This window comes from Paenibacillus sp. J22P143, from assembly GCF_059692035.1.
On record NZ_JCAUAQ010000042.1, the window covers coordinates 1 to 20,583 of the forward strand.

A 20,583-nucleotide genomic window follows, 5' to 3' on the forward strand; every position below is an offset into this window, starting at 1 on the left:
ATAAAGATAGGTAACGACTGGCCTATGACCATTACTTCATTGTCAATTCGATAAATTCCTTCGTTAATTTGAACTTACCTCACTTTCGGACTTGCGATGATTTCTGATAACTTAAAATCTGCGTAGCAATTCAGTTAACCCTCTACAACTCGCGTGAACTACGACCATTTCTCCCCGCCAAGGGCGCGATCAAGTGGACTCATCACACGGCGGGCGTCTTTGGTGCTGACATGCGTGTAGATTTGTGTGGTTTTGACACTTTCATGGCCCAGCAGTTCTTGTATGTACCTCAGGTCCGTTCCACCCTCTAGCAAATGAGTGGCGAATGAATGCCTCAGCGTATGAACGGTTGCCGGCTTTCGAATGTTCGCCGCCTCACGCGCGCGTTCGAAAACGCGTTGAATGGTTCTTTCTGTGATGTGCCGATCACGATCAGCGCCTGGAAACAGCCAGTCATAGGGACGTTCCTTTTCCATGTACTGGCGAATCATTTCGTTGGCGGCTCGTGATAATACGGTCACACGATCTTTTCTCCCCTTTCCCTGCCGAATATGGACAACATTGCGCTCGTTATCCAGATCGGCGCCTTTCAGCCGAACGACTTCCCCGATACGTAAGCCCGAAGAGTAAGTGAGCATCAGAATCGCTTTGTGCTTCACGTTCGATACGGCGGCAAACACTTCCAACACCTCATCAACAGATAATACCGCAGGCAGCTGCTTTACTTTCTTTGCTCGCGGCAAATGTTGGATAAGATCGGAACGTCCACAGACCTTGCCGAGAAATAACTTCAATGCGCTCATGAGCTGATTCACATAGGAATGAGATCGCTCCTTTTCGAACAACTGCAAGAAATAAGCCTCTACATCTTCGACTTTCAACTTGCCGTATCCCTCAGCATGTGCATGTGCGAAGCGCCTGACATGCCCTTCATACGCCTTCTTAGTCTTAGGGCTAAAGCCTTTAAGCACCATCAGCTTACTGTATTGATCCATATGACCACGCATGATTGCAGCCGTAGCTGGTTCGAAGGGAAACCATTTGCGAATCAGCGCTTCTTCTTGTCTCAACTTGCCTTCAATTTGAACATGTTCCGAGCCAAATAGTTCATAGAGAGATTGAATGGCGCTTTCCGTATTAGGTATTTGCCATTCCAGCTTCTCTTTCACCCATATGCGGCCTTGTATCTCCCGAATTTTACTCACAACATCTGAGCGATATCCATTGGTTCGTATAACGAAACAGTCGTCACTCCTTGTAAGATGGATCAACACTCTTTCCTCCTCGTTAATAATTCAATTAATTCCATATTATTCCTTCTTTCGTTCCGTTTTTCGCACCCTCTGTAAGAAAAACCAAAAAGGACAGCCCTCTAATGGAGGAACTGTCCCGATGCTTTCGGTTGTTCATGCAAGTTAAGTATAGCAAGTGATCCGTACCCTGTCACTAGAAGTTCGCCGCTCGCAACCGCTTGCTTATTGACCAGCCCCGACTCTACCTTCAGCATCCCTCTATCTCTTGCCCGGATCGTACGGCTCACCCAATGCCGACGGCGCTTTCGCACGCCCGACAGCTCCTGCCAATACGAGGATTGTCAGTACGTAAGGCAGCATGTAGAGGAATTCCTGCGGAATGTCCTTGGAGAAATCGAACAATCGCATGAAGTTGTTAAGCGCTTGCGCCATTCCGAAGAATACCGCGGCGCCCAGCGCGCCAAATGGATGCCATTTGCCGAAGATCATCGCGGCCATCGCAATAAAGCCTTGACCCGAAATCGTGTTATGCGAGAACGCACTTGTTGTCGTCAGCGTAATCGTCGCTCCGCCAAGTCCGCCGAACAGACCACTGATCAGAACAGCTAAATAGCGAATACGCTTTACTTTAATCCCAACGGTATCAGCGGCACTCGGATGTTCACCCACTGCACGCAGACGCAGGCCGAATGGTGTTTTGAACAGCACATACCAAGTCACCACGACGAGAATTAACGCGATATACGTCGTTGGATATGCCGTGAAGAGCGCATAGCCGATATACGGAATTTTGGAAAGCAACGGTATTTCCCATTTGGAGAATACATCATTCAGCGTCTCCGTTTGACCCGCACCGTTGAACAATACTTTCACCAAGTACAGGGTAACGCCAGCTGCCAAGAAGTTGATGACCACGCCGCTGATGACTTGATTGGCTTTGAACGAAATCGTTGCAACCGCATGAATCAAGGCGAAAATTAGCGCAAACAGCAGTGCACACAGGAGCCCAATCCAAGGGGACCAGACGCCCATGTTCGCTTCCTCTGCATAATAAGTGCCGACCGCCGAAGCGAAGGCACCGGAAACCATCAGACCCTCAATACCGATGTTAACAATCCCGGAACGCTCCGAGTAAATACCACCTAATGCCCCGAAGATAAGCGCTGTGGAATACACCAGCGTTGTATTAATAAGTTCACTGAATTTCGTGAAAAACGCGTTGAGCATACTGAGCAGGTCCATGTTACGTAGCCCTCTCTTTCTTGCGTTTGCCGTAGAACGGGAGCAGCACCCATTTCACAATACCTTGGGTAGCGACGAAGAAGATCACCGATCCGATAACAATACGGATAATTTCTGGCGGTACATCCGCACCGAAGCTCATCCCCGCAGAACCATAGGATAATCCACCGAAAAGGGTAGCACCCAGCACGACCCCTATCGGATTGTTGGCCCCGAGCAAGGATACAGCAATACCATCAAATCCATATCCCATCGTGCCTGCAGCAACAACCTGATAATGGAATACGCCGAGAACCTCGAACACACCAGCAAGTCCAGCAAAAACCCCGGAGATAAACATCGCTTTGATGATGTTCTTGTTCACGTTCATTCCCGCATATTTGGCTGCATCGATATTATGCCCAACCGCACGCAGCTCGTAGCCTTGCTTCGTTTTCCATAGAATCAAGTAGAAAACAACCGCCGCCAGAATGGCAACAAAGGTTCCCCAGTGGAGTCTGGCGTGATCCATGACTTCCGACAACCAACCAATACTCAACGATGCTGAGTCTTGAATCATATAAGAACGCTGCTGCTTAGGCTCTAGAAGGAAAGTGTTCACGATATAATTGGACAAGAATAAGGAAATCCAATTCAACATGATCGTGGTTATGACTTCGTTAACGCCGCGCTTCGCTTTCAAGTAGCCCGCTATGGCGCCCCAAAGTCCGCCAATTAAGGCGCCGACAATGACCGCAAGTGGAGCATGAATGATCCACGGAAGACCATGGATTTTGACACCAATAAAGGTAGCCCCTGTCATCCCCATCACGAACTGCCCTTCCGCACCAATGTTGAACAACCCCGTACGGAAAGCGAACGCGACAGATAGCCCGGTTAAGATAAGTGGCGTAATCGCTCGGATAGACTCACCAATATCATAAGGTTTACCTACAATACGTGCGAACAGTGCCCCATAAGCCGTAATCGGATTGTAACCGCCAGCCAGCATGACAAGCGCTCCAAATAACAGCCCTAACACAATCGCCACAAGGGGATTTACCGCTGATTCACTTGTAAAAATGCGAACAACTTTATTCATGTAGGGCTCCTTTCTGCGTAGCGTTACTTCCTGCCATGAGCAGACCGATCTCCTGATCGTTCGTATCCTGCGGCATCACTTCGCCCACAATCTGACCTTCGTAAATTACGGCAATGCGATCCGAAACATTCATAATTTCATCGAGCTCAAAAGAAATTAACAGCACGGCTTTCCCTTTATTCCGCTGCTCAATCAGCATCCGATGAACGAATTCAATCGCGCCAACATCCAGACCACGCGTCGGCTGTGCCGCGATCAGCAGATTGGGATTCTTATGTATTTCCCTCGCAATAATCGCCTTTTGCTGATTACCGCCTGACAAGGAACGAGCCTTGTTGTAAATACTCGGTGTTCGCACATCGAACTGCTTAATCAATGCCTCCGCATGCTTATCAATGGCCTCATAGTTCAAGAAGCCGCCTTTGTTATACGCAGGATGGAAATACGTTTCAAGCACCATATTTTCACTCATCGTAAAATCAAGCACAAGCCCGTGTTTATGCCGATCCTCAGGGATATGCGACAACCCAGCTTCTGAGATCTCTCTCGGTGTCTGGTTCGTAATATCGCTACCCATGAGCAGCACTTTGCCGCTATCTACGGCACGCAAGCCCGTCAACGCTTCGATCAATTCACTCTGACCGTTGCCATCCACACCTGCGATACCCAGAATTTCGCCAGCTTTCACTTCAAAATTAAGCCCTTTGAGCGAGGCCAATCCTTGTTGATTACGCACTGTCAAATCTTGTACCTGGAGAACAGGTTCTCCTAGTTTCACTGCTTCCTTGGTTACTTTAAAGGAGACATCACGTCCGACCATCTTCTCGGCCAGAATTTGCGGATTCGCCTGGGAGCATGCCAAGGAATCAATCACTTTACCGCGACGAATAATCGTCACTGTATCGGCGATCTCCATAATTTCTTTCAGCTTATGTGTAATGAGAATAATGGACTTGCCCTCTTTCACAAGGTTACGCATAATGACCATCAATTCACTAATCTCTTGCGGTGTTAGTACAGCTGTAGGCTCATCAAAAATTAGAATATCGGCGCCGCGATACAGCGTTTTCAATATTTCGACACGCTGCTGCATACCGACTGAAATATCTTCGATTTTGGCTTTTGGATCCACGCGTAAACCGTATTGCTCCGATAGCTTGCGAACTTTATCTTGTGCTGTCTTAATGTCGACGTTCATGCCACGTTTGGGTTCCATCCCCAAAATGATGTTTTCAGTTACCGTAAATGGTTGTACTAGCTTGAAATGCTGATGCACCATCCCGATGCCGAGCTCGATCGCTCGATTCGGACTATCGATAAAAACCTCATTGCCTTGTACAAAAATACTGCCTTCATCCGGCTGATATAAACCGAACACAATGTTCATCAGCGTTGATTTACCTGCACCATTCTCGCCAAGCAAGGCATGAATTTCACCTTTTCTCAGCTTCAGACTAATCGCATCATTGGCGACGATGCCTGGAAATCGTTTCGTAATGTTGCGAAGTTCAACTACTGGGATTGCTTCACTCATCAGATCACCCTAAGGATCAATTTTTTGTTTCCCATGCCCTCTAAAACTAAAGAACAAGGCTAGTTAATATAACTAGCCTTGTTTGTACAGAAGTAAACTTATCGTTCAAGCCATGATCGTCCGTTAGACGCTTATGGTTTTTCAGGAACTTTGATTTCGCCGCTAATAATTTTGGCTTTGTACTCGTCAACTTTTTTCAAGATGTCAGCAGACACGTTTTTCTTGGATGTTTCAGGAAGGCCTACGCCGTCGTCTTTCAGACCCAAAGTAACGACTTTACCACCTTGGAATTTGCCAGCTACAACATCTTTGGATACACGAAGAACCGCAGAATCAACACGTTTCAACATGGACGTAAGTGTTACTTCATCGCCAAACTCAAGGGATTGGTCTTTATCTACACCGATAACCCATACTTTTTTACCATTTTTCGCGCGATCTTTCGCTTCGTTGAATACACCGTTACCCGTGGATCCAGCTGCGTGGAAAATGATATCCGCGCCATCATTGTAGATCGTTGCTGCTGCTGCTTTACCAAGATCAGGTTTGTCGAAAGCGCCTGTGTAGTTGATTTGAACTTTAGCATCAGGTTTTACTGCTTTAACACCAGCTATGAAGCCAGCTTCAAAACGTTTGATAACCGGGATGTCGATACCGCCAACGAAACCGATTTTATTTGTTTTTGTTGTAAGACCTGCAACCACACCAACAAGGTAAGAACCTTCTTGCTCAGAGAAAGTAACCGACTCCACGTTCGGAGCTTCTACAACATTATCAATGATCGCAAGCTTCGCGTTCGGGTTTTGAGTTGCTACCGCTTTTACAGCGTCACCCATCAAGAAACCAATACCCCAAGTTAGGTTATAGCCGTCTTTAACGAATTGATTCAAGTTAGGCGTGTAGTCTGCATCGTTTTTACTTTCAAGGTTTTTCACGTTAGCGCCTGTTTGTTTTTTTAGAAGCGTCAAACCTTCCCAAGCACTTTGGTTAAAGGATTTGTCGTTTACACCGCCAATATCGGTAACCATACCAATTTTGAAATCTTTACCTGTATTATCGCTAACAACTGCAGAAGCTTTTGGTGATGCGGATGAACCAGTGTTTGTCTCTTCTTTTTTGGCACAACCGGAAATCACTAATGCAGAAACCGTGACAGTCATAAGTACTGTTGAAAAAATCTTTTTCATCGATTTTACCCCCATCGTATCATCATTTAATTGAAACCATGAAGCCCACACTGTAGGTTGACCAAAACCAGTTAAATTATGTAAGTTGGCTTAAAATAAGTGTAGCATCTGGACTCCTAACAGAAAAGCAAGTCACAGCTCTATTCACATAGATTCGTCAAGTCACACAAGTTAACATGTCTTTTTTGTTTTCCCCGACAATATAGGTTATAAGTCCCAATTAATGATTATACAACCAATGGTTAATTAAATCTAGATTGCTCTATGTTAATTTTATGACGCTTTTCATACCAAAAAAACCTCCTCTAAATGAGAAGGTTAAATAGCTTAGGATCCTTATTGATTTCGATATAACCATAATCTTTTCGGGAAAGGCGCTCAATCAGCCCTTCATAATCGTCTTTATTTTTAAGCTCAATCCCTACTAGGGCTGGCGCATCATCGCGATTATTCTTCTTCGTATATTCGAAACGCGTAATATCGTCCGATGGTCCTAGCACTTCCTCCAGAAATTCACGTAGAGCTCCTGCTCGTTGCGGGAAATTCAGGATAAAGTAATGCTTCAAACCTTCATAAACAAGCGATCTCTCTTTGATTTGCTGCATCCGATCAATATCATTATTCCCGCCGCTGATGATGCATACGACGTTCTTCCCGCGAATTTGTTCACGATAAGCATCCAGCGCAGCGACCGGTAGTGCCCCAGCAGGCTCAATAACAATCGCATTGCTATTGTAGAGTTCCAGAATGGTTGTACATTCTTTGCCCGATGGGATAATGACGATATCCTCTAGCTTTTCTTTGCAAATCTCAAATGTCATCTCGCCAACCTGCGCTACAGCTGCACCGTCCACAAACTTCTCGATCGTCGGCAGTTTGACGACGCCCCCCTGTTTCAGCGCTTCCGTCATACTAGCCGCACCCTCCGGCTCTGCCCCAATAATGCGCGTTCGCGGGGATACGCTTGCCACGTATGTGGCTACACCTGCAGCTAATCCACCTCCGCCAATCGTTGCGAAGATGAAATCAGGTGATTCCGGCATCTGATTCATGATCTCCAGCCCGACCGTACCTTGCCCCGCAATCGTGCGCACATCATCGAACGGGTGGATAAACACCTTATTCTCCTTCAGGCAATACGCCTTAGCTTGGGTCGAAGAATCATCGAAGGAATCTCCTACGAGGATAACTTCCACAAAAGAGCCGCCGAACAGCTTCACTTGGGAAATCTTCTGACGCGGCGTCGTTGTCGGCATGAAGATTTTGCCTTCGATGCCTAGCTGCTTACAGGAGTATGCTACACCCTGTGCGTGGTTACCGGCACTTGCACAAACAACACCTGCTGCGCGCTCTTCTTCCGTTAAGCTCTGGATCACATTGTAAGCTCCACGAATTTTGAACGAACGCACGATTTGCATATCTTCACGTTTGAGATAAACGTTACATTCATATTGGCTGGAGAGCAGCTCATTGCGTTGCAACGGCGATGGTTCGATCACCCTGCTGAGCACATGATTGGCTCTAATAATATCTTCCAAACCTACTTTACCAGTTACAACCATTACTCAACACCCTTTCTTTGTAGAGCTTCTTTGGAATTTTATCATGTATTGTAACATATTTGATGCGTTCTGTACGCAACTTTCAGCACTCTTTTGCTTCTGTCCTCAAAATCAAAGAAGGGGCTAACAGCTGTCCCATGGAGAAAGTTGCGAAAGTACACTTATTTTCGATGAAAACGGCTAGAGATAGCTACATTGGTGCAAAAGTGCAACCTTTAGGACCGGAAAGCTGACAAAATGATGAGGGTCGACAGAAACAGTTGCATAATCGCAAGCATTTTAAATAGCGAGGTTCATTTAATAAAAATGGTTGCACTTTTGCACTTTTGAATGCTTCACCGCTGCATTCACGGCCACGAGAAGGTGAGTTGGGGGAGTATCCTCCAAGCAGTAAAAAGAGGGTCCCCCGCTACAGCAGTGCAGCGGTCACAAATAAAACCGCACCTCAAAGTCAATTTGACCTTGAGGTGCGGCTCCTTCTTTTATACCCTTTAATGACCGATCATCATTGGAACTTCAGCCGTATTCTCGGCATCGCCTTCCACTTTCTTAGGCTTCTGCAGCATCAAACCAAGCAGACCGCCAACAATAGCGATACCGAGCAAAATGAGGAACGTATGTCCGAATGCAGAAGCATATAAGCCTATATCTGGCTGTTGTTTGCCTGACTCAACCATCAAATCCTTAAATTTCGTACTGAAAATCGTCATCAAGATCGCAATGGCGAAGGACATCATGACTTGCTGTGCCGCGTTCGTCAATGACGTTACACGACCAACCAAATTCTGCGGTGCCGATTGAATCAAGTGATTGTTCAGCGGCATCATGAATAATCCCATACCCGCTCCCAGAAGAGTAAGCGGCAGCATCACCGTGCCTACACCTGATTCGCCAGAAATATTGGAAAGCAAGAATGCCGAAATCGTCGTTAGAATCATACCCGCGATAACGAGCGGACGAGAACCGAAACGGTCGGACAGCTTACCGCCGATTGGCATGAACAACCCGGAAGCCAAAGCCTGCGGAAGCATGATCAATCCCGTTTTCAATGGGCTGTATCCATGTGCTTGTTGTAAAAATAGAGGAACAAGGAACATCGTACCGAACATGGCAATCTGTGAAATCCATTGCACGATAATCCCTTTGGTGAAGTTTCCTGAACGGAATACACGAAGCTCCAAAAGCGGATTCTTCTGTCTCAATTCAACAATAATGAATAGAATAAGTGCTACTACACCGATTCCAGAACCGATCAGCGTATCTGCATCTGTCCATGTGGATTTACCCGTGATCGGATCAATACCACCGTTGGAAACACCGTAAACAAGTGCCGCGAAAGCTAGAGGCCCTAATAGCATGCCCAGCAAATCTAGGGAAGCAACGCTCTGACGCTGCATATTTGGCAATGTACGAATGCCTAAAATAATACCAATAACACCGATAGGCAGATTAATAAGGAAGATCCACTGCCAGCTATGATACTCAACTAACCAACCAGCAACAACTGGACCCAGAGCTGGACCTAGTAAGATTGGAATCCCCATCATACCCATGACGGCCCCTACTTTACCTGGTGGAGATAAACGATAAATGAAAGCCATGGCAATCGGCACAACAACACCGCCGCCTAAGCCTTGAATAATGCGGTAAGCAATCAACATTTCAACCGAGTTCGCTAGCGCACAAAGACCGGAGCCAATTGTAAAGAGACCTACGGAAATGAGGAAAATTTTCTTGGCACCGAATCGATCCGATAACCAGCCTGCCAACGGAATAACCGCGGCTTGTGCCAATGCATAACCAATGACCGTCCATTGAACAAGTGATAAGTTGGGCAAATTGAATTCTTCTTGCAGCTTAGGAAGCGCAACGTTTACCGCTGTTCCATCCAAAATAACCATGAAAATACCAACGACAATAGCTATCAGCGGCCCCAAAATGCTGCGCATTGAAAACGGAGCTTCTGTTTCTTTCGATGTTGCTTGTGAAGACATGTCATCCCTCCATCCGATTAATTACTCTCTTGTCTATCGTTGACCGTATATAGTATACCCTGTACAATAGTGGCAGACATACACGAACATCAATAACTTCCTTTGTAAACGGACAGCTGTCCGTTTACAAACATGATGCTAACAGAAATTTCGTTTCTTTGTCAATACGAACACAATAAATTCACATCTAACGAGGTGGTTACAGATGTCCATTCGTCATGAACGCAAGGACGCCATGGAAAATCGCCAATTAATACTTCAAACCGCCAAACAACTCTTTCATGAATATGGCGTTCAATCGGTCAGCATGCATCAGATTGCCAAAACGGCGGGCATTGGACAAGCAACCCTCTATCGCAGATATGCGCATAAAGGAGACCTTTGCTTCGATGTTCTCCAGCATTATGGCAGGCAATTCATCAATGAGATTTTGTCCTATCTGGAGAACCATCAGCAGGATACTCCCATTGATCGACTAAACGGTATATTGGAGCTATGGATCGATGCAATTGAAGAAAAAGCGGAGCTTATCGTTGCCATGGCATCGAAGATTGATTTGAACTGCGAGGATGGCCGCGGCAACTTCTTTCTATCCCCTATGTACCATTTCATCCGGGATAAATTGTCAGAGCTTATTCACGAGTCCCTTGGACCTGCACAAGAGCAGCTTGTGGAGCCAGATTTCGCAGCCCATACGATCATTTGCTCCATCTCACCTATCGGCTATTTTCATATCAAAAACGAAAAAAGCTATACGAAAGCGCATATGAAGGAGCATTATCGTCAGTTGTGCTGCTTATTTTTCAAAAGAAATTAGCTCACTTGCTACAAACTGCCTAACGGCTGAACAAAGACCTCTCAATTTGGTTTGAGAGGTCTTTTGTCGTTTTACCAATGTCGAATCTCTAAGGATTAATAGTAATACCGCGGCTTCTCTTGCAATTCGGATCTTTTTTGCAAGAAACGGTAGAACGCGCTTGCTGCCTGTGCTTTCGTCACTTCTTCCTGTGGCGCGAAGTAACCATCGCTGAGTGACATAATATTCAGCCCTACCACAATAGCGGCATCGCCCACGTGAGCCAGCTTCCCTGCATCTGCGAACTGACTGTTAAATACACCGTCAAATTTCGTCAGGCTGTGGTAACCAAGCGCCTTCACGATCAATTGCGCCATCGCCTCACGATCCATCGTAGCCTCTGGATTGAATTCTTTACCTACATCAAGCAGCCCACGATCAACCGCATTTTCAACATAGGCAAAATATTTAGAACCATTGCTCACATCAGCGAAGGACGCCGCCCGCTCTGCTCCGTAATAAATGCCGCCGTTCCCGCCATTCATGGCGATAACCAGCATTTTGACCATTTCACCGCGTTTAATCGTTTGGTCTGGATTCACTTTGCCATCCTTCACATCCAAGGCTTGATAATCAAGCATCAGCTGAAGTTCGTTTTGCGCCCAGTGGTCATCTATATCACTCACTATGACCTTATCCAAGGAGATAACCTCTCCTGATTGCGCACTGCGCCATTGACCGGATTGCGCATCCAGAAGGAAGCCTTCGCGATTCGAATTTTTGGAAATGAGGGAATACACGAGTTTCGCTTTCGATTCGCCTTTGGCATTCACCCCTGACATTGGAATTTCACCCGCCGCCATCATCACGCGATATTTCTCGATTGGCATAGGGCCGTAGTTTCCGTTACTCTCCAATACGTAGCCAAGCTTCACATCGAACTGCGCCAGCCACAGATCCTTTGCCTTATCGATCGAAATGACCTCTGGCTTCTGTGCAGGATACGCCACATCGCTTAAGAATACATAATAGTTCGAGATCGCTCCTGTTACACGGTCAATGCTTACCCGTACCTCTTCATTGCCCACAGCAACACCGTCAATGACGCGCTTATAGCTAATTTCCCAAGTACGCATTTGCTTCAGCATGTCCTCGGGATACTTCTGAACATTCAGGACGAGTTGGTCCGTGGAAGCAGGAAGCTGCGCTTTGACGAAGTCCGTGCTTTTCACAATCGCATCGTCCAATGAAATTTTACCCTCGACAGGCTTTTCGTTTTCGCCGCTATAAGGCACGTAGATGTTGAAATTGATAATGGCTCCAGTTTTACTGTTCACTGTTGCCCAGATGTTACTTCCCGCAATCATTTTCCCACTAGCTGATGTATCCGTCGTTGCCTTGTTCCAGCTCATATTCCAGCTCGAGGATGTCTCGCCTGTTTCAGGATTTTTCGATTCATTATAATTAGCTTCTTGCAGCTTGTAGTCAGAAGATAGATTGAACGTCGATACAATTTTCTTAACTGCTTCTTCCTTCGTTAAATTCAAGGTAGCAGGCGGATTCGTTCCCAGCGGTTTATCCGTTACAGGCTTATTGCCGCCGCTCAAGCTAGGAATTGGATGCCATACCTCTCCTGTTGCAGCATCCAATGCAAAGCCGTTCATCACATAAGCAATAATCGGAATTCGTTTCCCCGGGGTGCTATAAGGGATTTGATACTGTAAGGAAAGCTCCGTCTTCTCACGGAATTGTTGGACAGCCTTCTCCTTCGAAATCGGTGTGCTCGTCTGATCAAACATCACTTGATCGTCCCAATTGTACCAATAACTCGTGATCTGACCGTCACCATTGACGTTGACATTGAGTCCATTGCCTGAGAAGGGAATTCCGCCCACAGAACGATCATAACGGATATTATACAGATAATTGCCGTCAAGCGGAGTACGGAACGCTTTTTCTACCGAATCATCGTAAAGAAGCTCCTTCTGCTTCGCTGGGTTTACTTTGGCGATGAATGCAGCAGCCAGCTCCTTCGCAGCTTGAAAATCTACTTTAGGCGGATACGATGGCTTATGGTCAGGATCATTGTCATTCATGGAATAAGCAGTCAATGTTCCGTCCATGCCGTTGATGGAAATATTGGCGGAGCCATAGAAGCGATCTTTTACCTTTTTCGTATAGCTGATGTTCCACGTAGGGTTTTTTTGGCCATTCTTCCCATAGTACGCATTTAAACTAATCGATTGGAATGTATAATCAGCGGGCAATGTTATGTAAGTTTTGGCACGTTCAAGGGCTTGTTCTTTGGTGATTGTGGCATCGAGAGCTGAGATATCAACTTGTCCTGGGAAGGCAGGAGATGATATGGGGGCCATTCCTGAACCAGATACCACATCTGCCCATACCCCTGTTGGGGCCACTGTGAGCAACAGTGTCGAAGCGAGTACCATCGTGCCTGCTTGTTTCAAAAATTTCAAAGTCATCTTCCTCCTTAGTGTTCTACATACAACATTTAGATCCACATGGTTAGCTGCTGCTTGGACGCGTCCAATTGCCATATAGTACTTGACGGTGAATTCTGGAAAAAGGTTGCGTGCACTTAGAAATTTTTAACAAAAATAATCTTCTCCAAATAACCGCTGTCGCCAAAAAATAAAAAACACATGCTTGAACATCCGTTGAACGAATGATCCTGCATGTGTTAATTGGTTAGATGAGATTTAGCTACCGCTCGGATTTGGCATTCTCTTGGCTAAGCGTCTGCATCAAATCCTTCAGCTCGCCCTGTGTTAAATCCCGCCATTTGCCTACCTTCAAATTGTCTAAATGAATATGCATGATGCGAACTCGTTGGAGACGTACGACACGATACCCGAAAGCTTCGCACATCCGCCGAATTTGGCGGTTCAGGCCTTGCGTGAGAATGATGCGAAACACGCGTTCATTCACTTGCACGATTTCACAAGGCTTCGTCATCGTGCCCAGTATTCGTACGCCACTTGACATGCCTCGTAAAAACATCTGCGTAATCGGTCGATTCACCGTCACAATGTATTCTTTATCATGATTGTTCTCCGCACGGAGGATCTGATTCACAATATCCCCGTTATTCGTTAGCAGGATGAGCCCTTCCGAGTCCTTGTCCAATCTGCCGATAGGAAAAATTCGCTCAGAATGCCCCACGAAATCCACGATATTCCCTTTAATATGCGCTTCCGTTGTGCTAGTGATCCCCACAGGCTTATTAAGCGCAATATACACATGCTCTTTCTTCTCGCCGATCGCACGACCATCTACCTTAACTTCATCACCAGGACCAACCACACTGCCCAGTCCAGCAATTTCACCATTGATCGTCACACGCCGCGCTTCGACCCACTTGTCCGCCTCACGTCTGGAGCACACGCCGGTTTCACTAATAAACTTATTAATTCTCATGCCCCGAAATTCCCTTCTATCCCGTCTTCATTCGAACTCAATACCTTCTATTATGCTGGATTCACGGAGACGGTTCAAGTCGCCCCTGCAAAAAACGGCGAAACATAGGAATGCTATATTTCAAAATGATATGAATGGACTGGTAGATTCATCCACACCGCAAAAAGCAAATCGTAAAACAGATTTAGGCAACGGGTTCCAACGCTTCTTTTTCAATCGTACGATCTCGCCGAACACCCCTTCTACAACCAAACCGACACCGTTTATATTATCACCGTGTACAAACCCAACTCTTTTCACACGTGCCATCTCCTTTACATTCGAAGCTAAGCTGTAATAGGGAAACTCAAGAGTATATGTAACTAGGACGACCCCTCACACTCGACAAGGTGGCTGGGGTTTTCTACATCATACACTTTGTTTGTTATACTGGGGATACATAGAAGTGCTTATATCGTGAGAAAAACATGAGAAGTACGTGAAAAGATGACATTCCGAAGGAGCAGAATGATGCATTTTCTATTATTAGGAGCAACTGGCCGCGTGGGACAGCGTGTGCTTGCCCAAGCTTTACAGGATGGTCATGAGGTGACTGCCATTGTGCGGAGCGTCGACAAAGTAACTCTGCGATCTGATCGACTAACCTTATTGCAAGGTGATGCCTGCTCCTCAGCAGATCTTGAGCGTGCCATGACCGGCGTAGACACGGTCATAAGCTGTCTTGGCACCGATGGCGGCACGGTGCTGACTGAGGCGACACCCCTTCTCATCGGAGCGATGAGAGCTGCTGGCGTGAGCCGTGTGATCACCGTCGGCACAGCCGGCATCCTGCAGAGCCGCGAGCATCCGGGGTTGCTGCGCTTTGAGGCGCCGGACACGCGGCGCTCCTCGACTCGCGCAGCCGAGGAGCACCGCACGGCGTGGGCGCTGCTCGCCGCGTCGGGCCTGAGTTGGACCGTCGTGTGTCCAACATATTTGCCCGATGGCGAGGCGCACGGTCAGTTCCGCGCAGAGCGCGACTTCTTGCCGGACGGCGGAACGTCCATCTCCGTCGGCGACACCGCGGCGTTCACCTACCGCGTCGCGATGGAAGGGGCGTACGCGGGGTGCCGCGTGGGCTTGGCGTACTAGAGGGGGCGTCCCCCCATCACTCAACAACCACAACATCCACAAACTCCAGAACCTCGACCTCCGCGGCAAAATAACTGGATTTTACGTAGTTACACAAAAAAACGGATGAATGCCAATTGGGCATCATCCGTTTTTTTGTACTGCTTCTACTAGTTGTTCCTTGCCTTTGACAACTCTCTCAAATTGAGCCCTGAGACCACGATTCCGCCGAAACGGAATACGTAACCGAGTAGCGGAATGAGACTAAGGAACGCCAAGGCAATGTTGATGATGGTTTTCAGCGTAGTCCCGTTGCCCGTGAGGAAGGCTACTACCAGATTCACGAAGACGAGCGGGATGACCCATGAGCATGACCACGCATAAACAAAAGGTATAAGTCCAAGCAAATACCCAACGGCAATTGCAATCTCGGAAAGCAACTGTACCAAATTCAACAAACGTTTTGTATCGGAACGCATAACGACTCCTCCATTTGGTGCAAACTTGAATTGGTTTCATTGTAGCATATCGGAAAGTCGGAGTCGTTAGCCTTTTGTCGAGTTTCGTCCACGACTCGCGACCGAGTCCTTGTGCCCAGTCAATCCACTTACAAGCCGCTCGGCACTTCGTCCTCCGAAGCGGCCGCAGCAATCTCCGGATGTCCAGCCTGCAGCTGGTACATCTGGTAGTACCGCCCGAGGAGCCCCATGAGCTCCTCATGGTTGCCACGCTCGACGATCTCGCCGTGGTCGAGCACAAGAATTAAGTCGGCGCTGCGAATCGTCGACAGTCTATGGGCAATGATGAAGGTGGTCCGCCCCTTCTTCAACACATCGAGCGCGGCCTGAATGACGGCCTCGGTCTCGGTGTCGATGGAGGCCGTCGCCTCATCGAGGATCAAGATCGCCGGGTCGAATGCCAGCGCCCGGGCAAAAGAGATCAGCTGCCGCTGCCCAGCAGACAGCGTGCTGCCCTTCTCGATGACAGGCTCATCGAGGCCGTGCGGCAGCGCACCAAGCATTTCCGCTGCGCCGACCTCGCGCAGCGCCGCCTCCACCCGTTCCCGGGTGATGGACGGATCGTCCAAGGAAACATTGGACGCAATCGTCCCCGTGAACAGGAACGGATCCTGCAGCACGATGCCCATGTGCTGGCGAAGCTGCTGCTTCGATAGCTCGCGGATGTCGCGGCCATCGACTGTGATGCGGCCTTCGCTGACCTCATAAAAGCGGAAAAGGAGGTTCAGGATCGAGCTTTTGCCTGAGCCGGTGTGCCCGACGAGGGCAACGGTCTGCCCTTGCCCTGCCTGGAAGGAGATGTCTTTCAGCACATCTTCCCCTTCTTTGTAGGCGAAGCGAACGTGCTCGAAGCTCACGTTGCCCTTGTAACGCGCCGTTTTTGGCGCAACAACGTCTATCCCTTTTTCATCCAACAGCTCGAATACACGATCAGCGGACACGAGTGCGCGCTCCAAATTCGGCAGTTGATTCACGATACCTACCATCGGATGGAACATCCGGTTGAGGTAATCAACGAAGGCGTAAAGTACGCCGATGGTAATCAAGGTATTCAGCGAACTGCCGCCGACATACCAGATCAAGCCGAAAAAGAACAAGTTCCGCACGACGTTCATCAGATTATGAGAGGTCAAGGAGTTCAGACTAAGCAGCTTATTTTGGTACCGCGTATATTCCTCGTTCAGAATTTCAAATTCTTCAGTCGTTTCCTTTTGTCGGCGAAAAGCACGAATGATCGTCATCCCTTGAATGGCCTCATTGATCATCCCATTGATCGCGCTGATGCGCTCCCGTATTTCGTGATTGATCGTGGAAGCGTACTTCCGGTAGACAATAATCCATGCGACCAGCATCGGGATAATCGGCAGCGTGAAGAGGGCCAAACGGTAGTCTAATATGAAAATAGCGGCGATAATACCGACGATGTAGATCGTACCTGTAAAAAAGTTCGCCAACACCTGCACATACAGATCCCTGACAGACTCGGTGTCGTTCGTGATGCGTGAGACGATTTTGCCCGCAGGCTGATTATCAAAATAGTTGATCGGCAGTCGCTGGATTTGCGCGAACACGTCCCTGCGCATGCGCTGAATGATGCGGTTCGCCGCGGATTGAAGTAAGAACTTCTGCCCATACGTAAACCCGGCTCCCACGAAAATCAGGATCACATAGAACCCCGCCAGCGTCATTAGACTCGCCCATTGCGGTTTATAAAAATTGTACAGCTCCTGCGCACTCAGACGCTTCACCGCGTATTCGGCTTGCTTCCCATCTTGTGTGACGAGCAGCTTGTTATCGTCTGTGAGCTTTCGTACGCCATCCCAAGGGAGTGCCTGGTCCAACCAGACGAACTTACCCCCCACTTGTAAAATCCGAACTTCTTTCCCCTTCGGCTCGCCTTCCGCGAAGTTATCACTCCGCTTATAGAAAGTAGACTCGAAAGCTACTGCCTTCTCGCTCAACGCCTTCGACTGAGTCTCAAACCATGGCTTCTCGATGCCGAGAATGTGATTATCGATCATGTGCTTCGCAATGAACGGTCCCGCCAGCTCGGTCGCAACAGCCAAGGATAAAAATACCAACGCGATAAGCAAGGTTTGCTTGAATTTTGCCGCGTATTGGAACAACCGCTTTCCGGTTTGTTTGGTTAATTTTGTTGGTGTCGTTGTTTCCGTTTTTTTCATCAGGAGTCTCACCTACTTTTCATTTGTTTCTTCTATCTATGGGTTGGATTTACCCAACCGTCTGCTCTTCCAGCTGCTGCCGATCATACTGCTCTTTATACCAGCCGCTAAGCGCAAGTAACTGCTCGTGCGTGCCTTCTTCGATGATATAGCCCTCATCTAGCACAACAATCCAATCGGCATGCTGCACGGCGGAGAGTCGGTGCGTGGTGATTAGGGTTGTTTTGCCTGCGCGCTCGGAGCGAATACCGCGAATGATCTCGGCTTCGGTCTTTGCGTCAACCGCAGAGAGAGCGTCGTCGAGCAGGAGAATCTCCGGATCGACATAGAGCGCCCGCGCGATGGACACGCGCTGCTTCTGACCGCCGGATAAGGCGACGCCTTTTTCCCCGACGAGTGTTTGCAGACCTTCCGGCAGGAACTCGACGTCCTTGCGGAAGGCGGCTAGATCAAGCGCACGCATCAGTTCTTCTTCGGTGCCTTGCCCCTTGCCGAACATGATGTTTTCGCGCACGCTCTTGGAGAAAAGAATCGGCTCCTGCGGCACATAACCGATCCAGCCATGCAGCGTGTCGATCGCGATCTCTTCAATAGGCGTATCTGTGATCGTGATCGCACCTTGACCGATAGGATACTCGCGAAGCAGCTGCTTCAAGAGCGTTGTTTTGCCGCTGCCTGTTCGGCCGACAATGCCGAGCGTCTGTCCGCGCTCTAAGCGGATCGTCATTTTGACCAAATTATCAATGGATGAGGACGGGTAACGGAAGGTTACATGTTCAAAATGAATGGAATCCGGCATCAGCTGCGTCGCAGCGTTCGGCACTTCTTTGACATCTGGCTTGTAGCCAAGCGTCTCGTTAACGCGATCTAAGGATGCGTTTCCGCGCTGCATAATGTTCATCAGCTCACCAATTGCAAACATCGGCCAGATCAGCATGCCCAAGAAGGTATTGAAGGACACGAGCTCTCCGAGCGTCAGCTCACTGTGGAACACGAGATAGCCTCCGTAACACAGTCCGATCAGGTAGGAGATTCCTACTAGAATTTTGACCGTTGGTTCAAAAAGAGCGTCAATAACGGCTACGGCGATGTTTTTACGATAAACGTCGTCCGTCATCGTTGCGAAATTGTGTTCACTAGCCTTCTCCTGTACAAAAGCACGGATAACCCGCACGCCTGCAATTGTCTCAAGCACACGGTCGTTCATTTGCCCAAAAGCATCCTGAGCAAGAATAAATCGTTCATGGATGCGACCCCCATAGATCGTAATCGCGACAGCCATAATCGGCAGTGGCAAAATCGAGGCCAAGGTCAGCTTCCAGCTAATGAAGAAGCCCATCATGCTAAGAATCGTTAACATGAACAGCGTAGAATCCACGAAGGTCAGAATCCCAAACCCAGCTGTCGTCGACACCGCTTGCAGATCGTTCGTGGCTCTCGCCATGAGATCTCCTGTGCGGTTGCGCTCGTAGAATGTTGGCGTCATCTTCAGCAATTGCCGCATGAAGCGAGAGCGAAGCACACGCTCCAACACGAAAGCTCCGCCGAACAATTGATACAACCACACATATGACAGTCCATAGCCCGCTACGATCAGCACGCCCCAAAAAGCGAGTAATTGAACCATTTTGGGCCCCGTTAAGGTGCCCATGTGTATACCATCAATCGCGTAACCAATCAGCTTCGGCGGCATGACATCAATGATCCCTACAATGATAAGGAGCCCTATGGCGATTGTGTAGCGTTTCCAGTTCATTCGGAAAAACCAAGCTAATTTTTTTAATACAGTAAACATGCGTTCTTGTCACTCCTCTCAAGTGGTGCATTAGACACCTAAAGACGCAAAAAAGACATACCGCACGCAGCGATATGCCTTCTATGAAACAGAAAAGCGCTCGTTACGAACTTCTCGTAACCCGCGCTTCACAACATGACGTATAGGAAGGGGTGCCAGCAGCCGAACATGCGAATGCAGTCGCTCGTGCCAGCCAGCGGGTTACCATCTATGAAATTAGGTTGGACGTATGTCCGCTTATGATGTGCGTTAAATACAGTTACCATAATATCCATTGTGAAACCCCCCTTTGCGTTTATGAGTTGGACACATCATGTGCCTGCTAACTTTTCCAAAAGATGTCTATTCGAACCTTACAGGGTGATCTTACCACCCCTCTTCTGAACATGTCAATCGGAGAAAAAGACTATAACGTAACTATCAGAGCCCGACATTTCCGATGTCTATACTCGTGATGAAAGGCGTTTCAACTGTCACACATGTTTCATAATCAACGCACATATGGATAGATTAGGCGTTCATCACACCTCAAAGGAGTGCATGTACATGGTCGATCAAGTGTTTGCGTTGATGGGATGGATTGTCGTATTCGGAACGATCATAGGCGGGGTCATTGCCGCTATTGCCAGGTTTGTCTCGAGGGACTCGACACAGTATGACATGGTTTTTTTGTGGGACAACCGGTTTACGTTGGAGGAGTTGGAGTTAAAATGAGAGAGAGAGAGGGTATCCCTCAAGCCATGTATGTGGCGAGGGCCCCTCTCTCTTTCGTGAATACAGCTGTGAAGCATGCAAAAATACAACCTTTTTTATCGAATTAACCTCTCGATCTGAAATGCTTGCGAAAGTGCAACTATTTTTGCTGACACTCGCCATTTCTTCACCTTTTC

18 protein-coding genes are annotated in these 20,583 nt (G+C 47.9%); 4 read left to right on the forward strand and 14 right to left on the reverse strand.

From position 1 onward, the window contains the following. Positions 1–158 precede the first annotated feature (158 nt). The 8 genes from AC58PQ_RS28220 to AC58PQ_RS28255 all read right to left on the reverse strand — a co-directional run bounded on the left by AC58PQ_RS28220 (position 159) and on the right by AC58PQ_RS28255 (position 9,853). The gene (locus AC58PQ_RS28220) at positions 159–1,271 is read right to left on the reverse strand and encodes a tyrosine-type recombinase/integrase (RefSeq protein ID WP_497247493.1); all 1,113 of its coding nucleotides are present in this window, start codon (positions 1,269–1,271) and stop codon (positions 159–161) included. A 101-nt stretch (positions 1,272–1,372) separates the two neighbouring features. After that, entirely contained in the window at positions 1,373–1,507 is a 135-nt protein-coding gene (locus AC58PQ_RS28225) for a hypothetical protein (protein WP_497247495.1), read from the reverse strand. 4 nt (positions 1,508–1,511) lie between these two features. Further along, positions 1,512–2,495, reverse strand: a complete 984-nt coding sequence (locus AC58PQ_RS28230) for an ABC transporter permease (RefSeq protein WP_497247497.1) — start codon at positions 2,493–2,495, stop codon at positions 1,512–1,514. Between the two features lies 1 nt (position 2,496). Next, a complete protein-coding gene (locus AC58PQ_RS28235; protein ID WP_497247499.1) occupies positions 2,497–3,576 on the reverse strand; it encodes an ABC transporter permease in 1,080 nt (359 codons plus the stop codon). Beyond that, positions 3,569–5,110 carry an ABC transporter ATP-binding protein gene (locus tag AC58PQ_RS28240; protein WP_497247501.1) on the reverse strand — a complete coding sequence of 514 codons (1,542 nt, stop codon included), beginning with the start codon at positions 5,108–5,110 and terminating at the stop codon, positions 3,569–3,571. The genes AC58PQ_RS28235 and AC58PQ_RS28240 overlap by 8 nt, the downstream gene beginning before the upstream one ends. Positions 5,111–5,241: 131 nt before the next feature. After that, positions 5,242–6,297 carry a BMP family lipoprotein gene (locus AC58PQ_RS28245; RefSeq protein WP_497247503.1) on the reverse strand — a complete coding sequence of 352 codons (1,056 nt, stop codon included), beginning with the start codon at positions 6,295–6,297 and terminating at the stop codon, positions 5,242–5,244. A 305-nt stretch (positions 6,298–6,602) separates the two neighbouring features. Then, on the reverse strand, positions 6,603–7,859 hold the full coding sequence (ilvA, locus tag AC58PQ_RS28250) for a threonine ammonia-lyase IlvA (RefSeq protein WP_497247506.1): 1,257 nt from the start codon (positions 7,857–7,859) through the stop codon (positions 6,603–6,605). A gap of 491 nt (positions 7,860–8,350) precedes the next feature. Further along, a complete protein-coding gene (locus AC58PQ_RS28255; protein WP_497247508.1) occupies positions 8,351–9,853 on the reverse strand; it encodes an MDR family MFS transporter in 1,503 nt (500 codons plus the stop codon). 205 nt (positions 9,854–10,058) lie between these two features. Between AC58PQ_RS28255 and AC58PQ_RS28260 the strand changes: the two genes are divergently transcribed. Continuing rightward, positions 10,059–10,670 carry a TetR/AcrR family transcriptional regulator gene (locus tag AC58PQ_RS28260; protein WP_497247510.1) on the forward strand — a complete coding sequence of 204 codons (612 nt, stop codon included), beginning with the start codon at positions 10,059–10,061 and terminating at the stop codon, positions 10,668–10,670. Positions 10,671–10,765: 95 nt separating this feature from the next. Here AC58PQ_RS28260 and AC58PQ_RS28265 read toward each other — a convergent pair whose 3' ends face one another. Both AC58PQ_RS28265 and rluF read right to left on the reverse strand, forming a co-directional pair. Next, positions 10,766–13,126, reverse strand: a complete 2,361-nt coding sequence (locus AC58PQ_RS28265; RefSeq protein ID WP_497247512.1) for a YcdB/YcdC domain-containing protein — start codon at positions 13,124–13,126, stop codon at positions 10,766–10,768. A 247-nt stretch (positions 13,127–13,373) separates the two neighbouring features. After that, positions 13,374–14,087, reverse strand: coding sequence for a 23S rRNA pseudouridine(2604) synthase RluF (gene rluF, locus AC58PQ_RS28270; RefSeq protein WP_497247514.1), 714 nt, complete (start codon positions 14,085–14,087; stop codon positions 13,374–13,376). Positions 14,088–14,217: 130 nt separating this feature from the next. On the opposite strand from rluF, the gene AC58PQ_RS28275 reads away from it, so the two are divergent. Continuing rightward, the gene (locus AC58PQ_RS28275; protein ID WP_497247516.1) at positions 14,218–14,424 is read left to right on the forward strand and encodes a hypothetical protein; all 207 of its coding nucleotides are present in this window, start codon (positions 14,218–14,220) and stop codon (positions 14,422–14,424) included. Between the two features lie 173 nt (positions 14,425–14,597). Next, positions 14,598–15,218, forward strand: coding sequence for an NAD(P)-dependent oxidoreductase (locus AC58PQ_RS28280; protein ID WP_497247518.1), 621 nt, complete (start codon positions 14,598–14,600; stop codon positions 15,216–15,218). Between the two features lie 149 nt (positions 15,219–15,367). Here the strand turns inward: AC58PQ_RS28280 and AC58PQ_RS28285 are convergent, their stop codons facing one another. The 4 genes from AC58PQ_RS28285 to AC58PQ_RS28300 all read right to left on the reverse strand — a co-directional run bounded on the left by AC58PQ_RS28285 (position 15,368) and on the right by AC58PQ_RS28300 (position 19,968). Then, on the reverse strand, positions 15,368–15,676 hold the full coding sequence (locus AC58PQ_RS28285) for a hypothetical protein (RefSeq protein ID WP_497247520.1): 309 nt from the start codon (positions 15,674–15,676) through the stop codon (positions 15,368–15,370). Between the two features lie 128 nt (positions 15,677–15,804). Further along, a complete protein-coding gene (locus AC58PQ_RS28290) occupies positions 15,805–17,898 on the reverse strand; it encodes an ABC transporter ATP-binding protein (protein ID WP_497247522.1) in 2,094 nt (697 codons plus the stop codon). A 49-nt stretch (positions 17,899–17,947) separates the two neighbouring features. Continuing rightward, the gene (locus tag AC58PQ_RS28295) at positions 17,948–19,693 is read right to left on the reverse strand and encodes an ABC transporter ATP-binding protein (protein WP_497247524.1); all 1,746 of its coding nucleotides are present in this window, start codon (positions 19,691–19,693) and stop codon (positions 17,948–17,950) included. Positions 19,694–19,821: 128 nt separating this feature from the next. Then, on the reverse strand, positions 19,822–19,968 hold the full coding sequence (locus tag AC58PQ_RS28300; RefSeq protein ID WP_497247526.1) for a hypothetical protein: 147 nt from the start codon (positions 19,966–19,968) through the stop codon (positions 19,822–19,824). A gap of 271 nt (positions 19,969–20,239) precedes the next feature. On the opposite strand from AC58PQ_RS28300, the gene AC58PQ_RS28305 reads away from it, so the two are divergent. After that, complete coding sequence (locus AC58PQ_RS28305; RefSeq protein WP_497247528.1) at positions 20,240–20,407, forward strand: hypothetical protein; 168 nt, start codon at positions 20,240–20,242, stop codon at positions 20,405–20,407. Positions 20,408–20,583 lie beyond the last annotated feature (176 nt).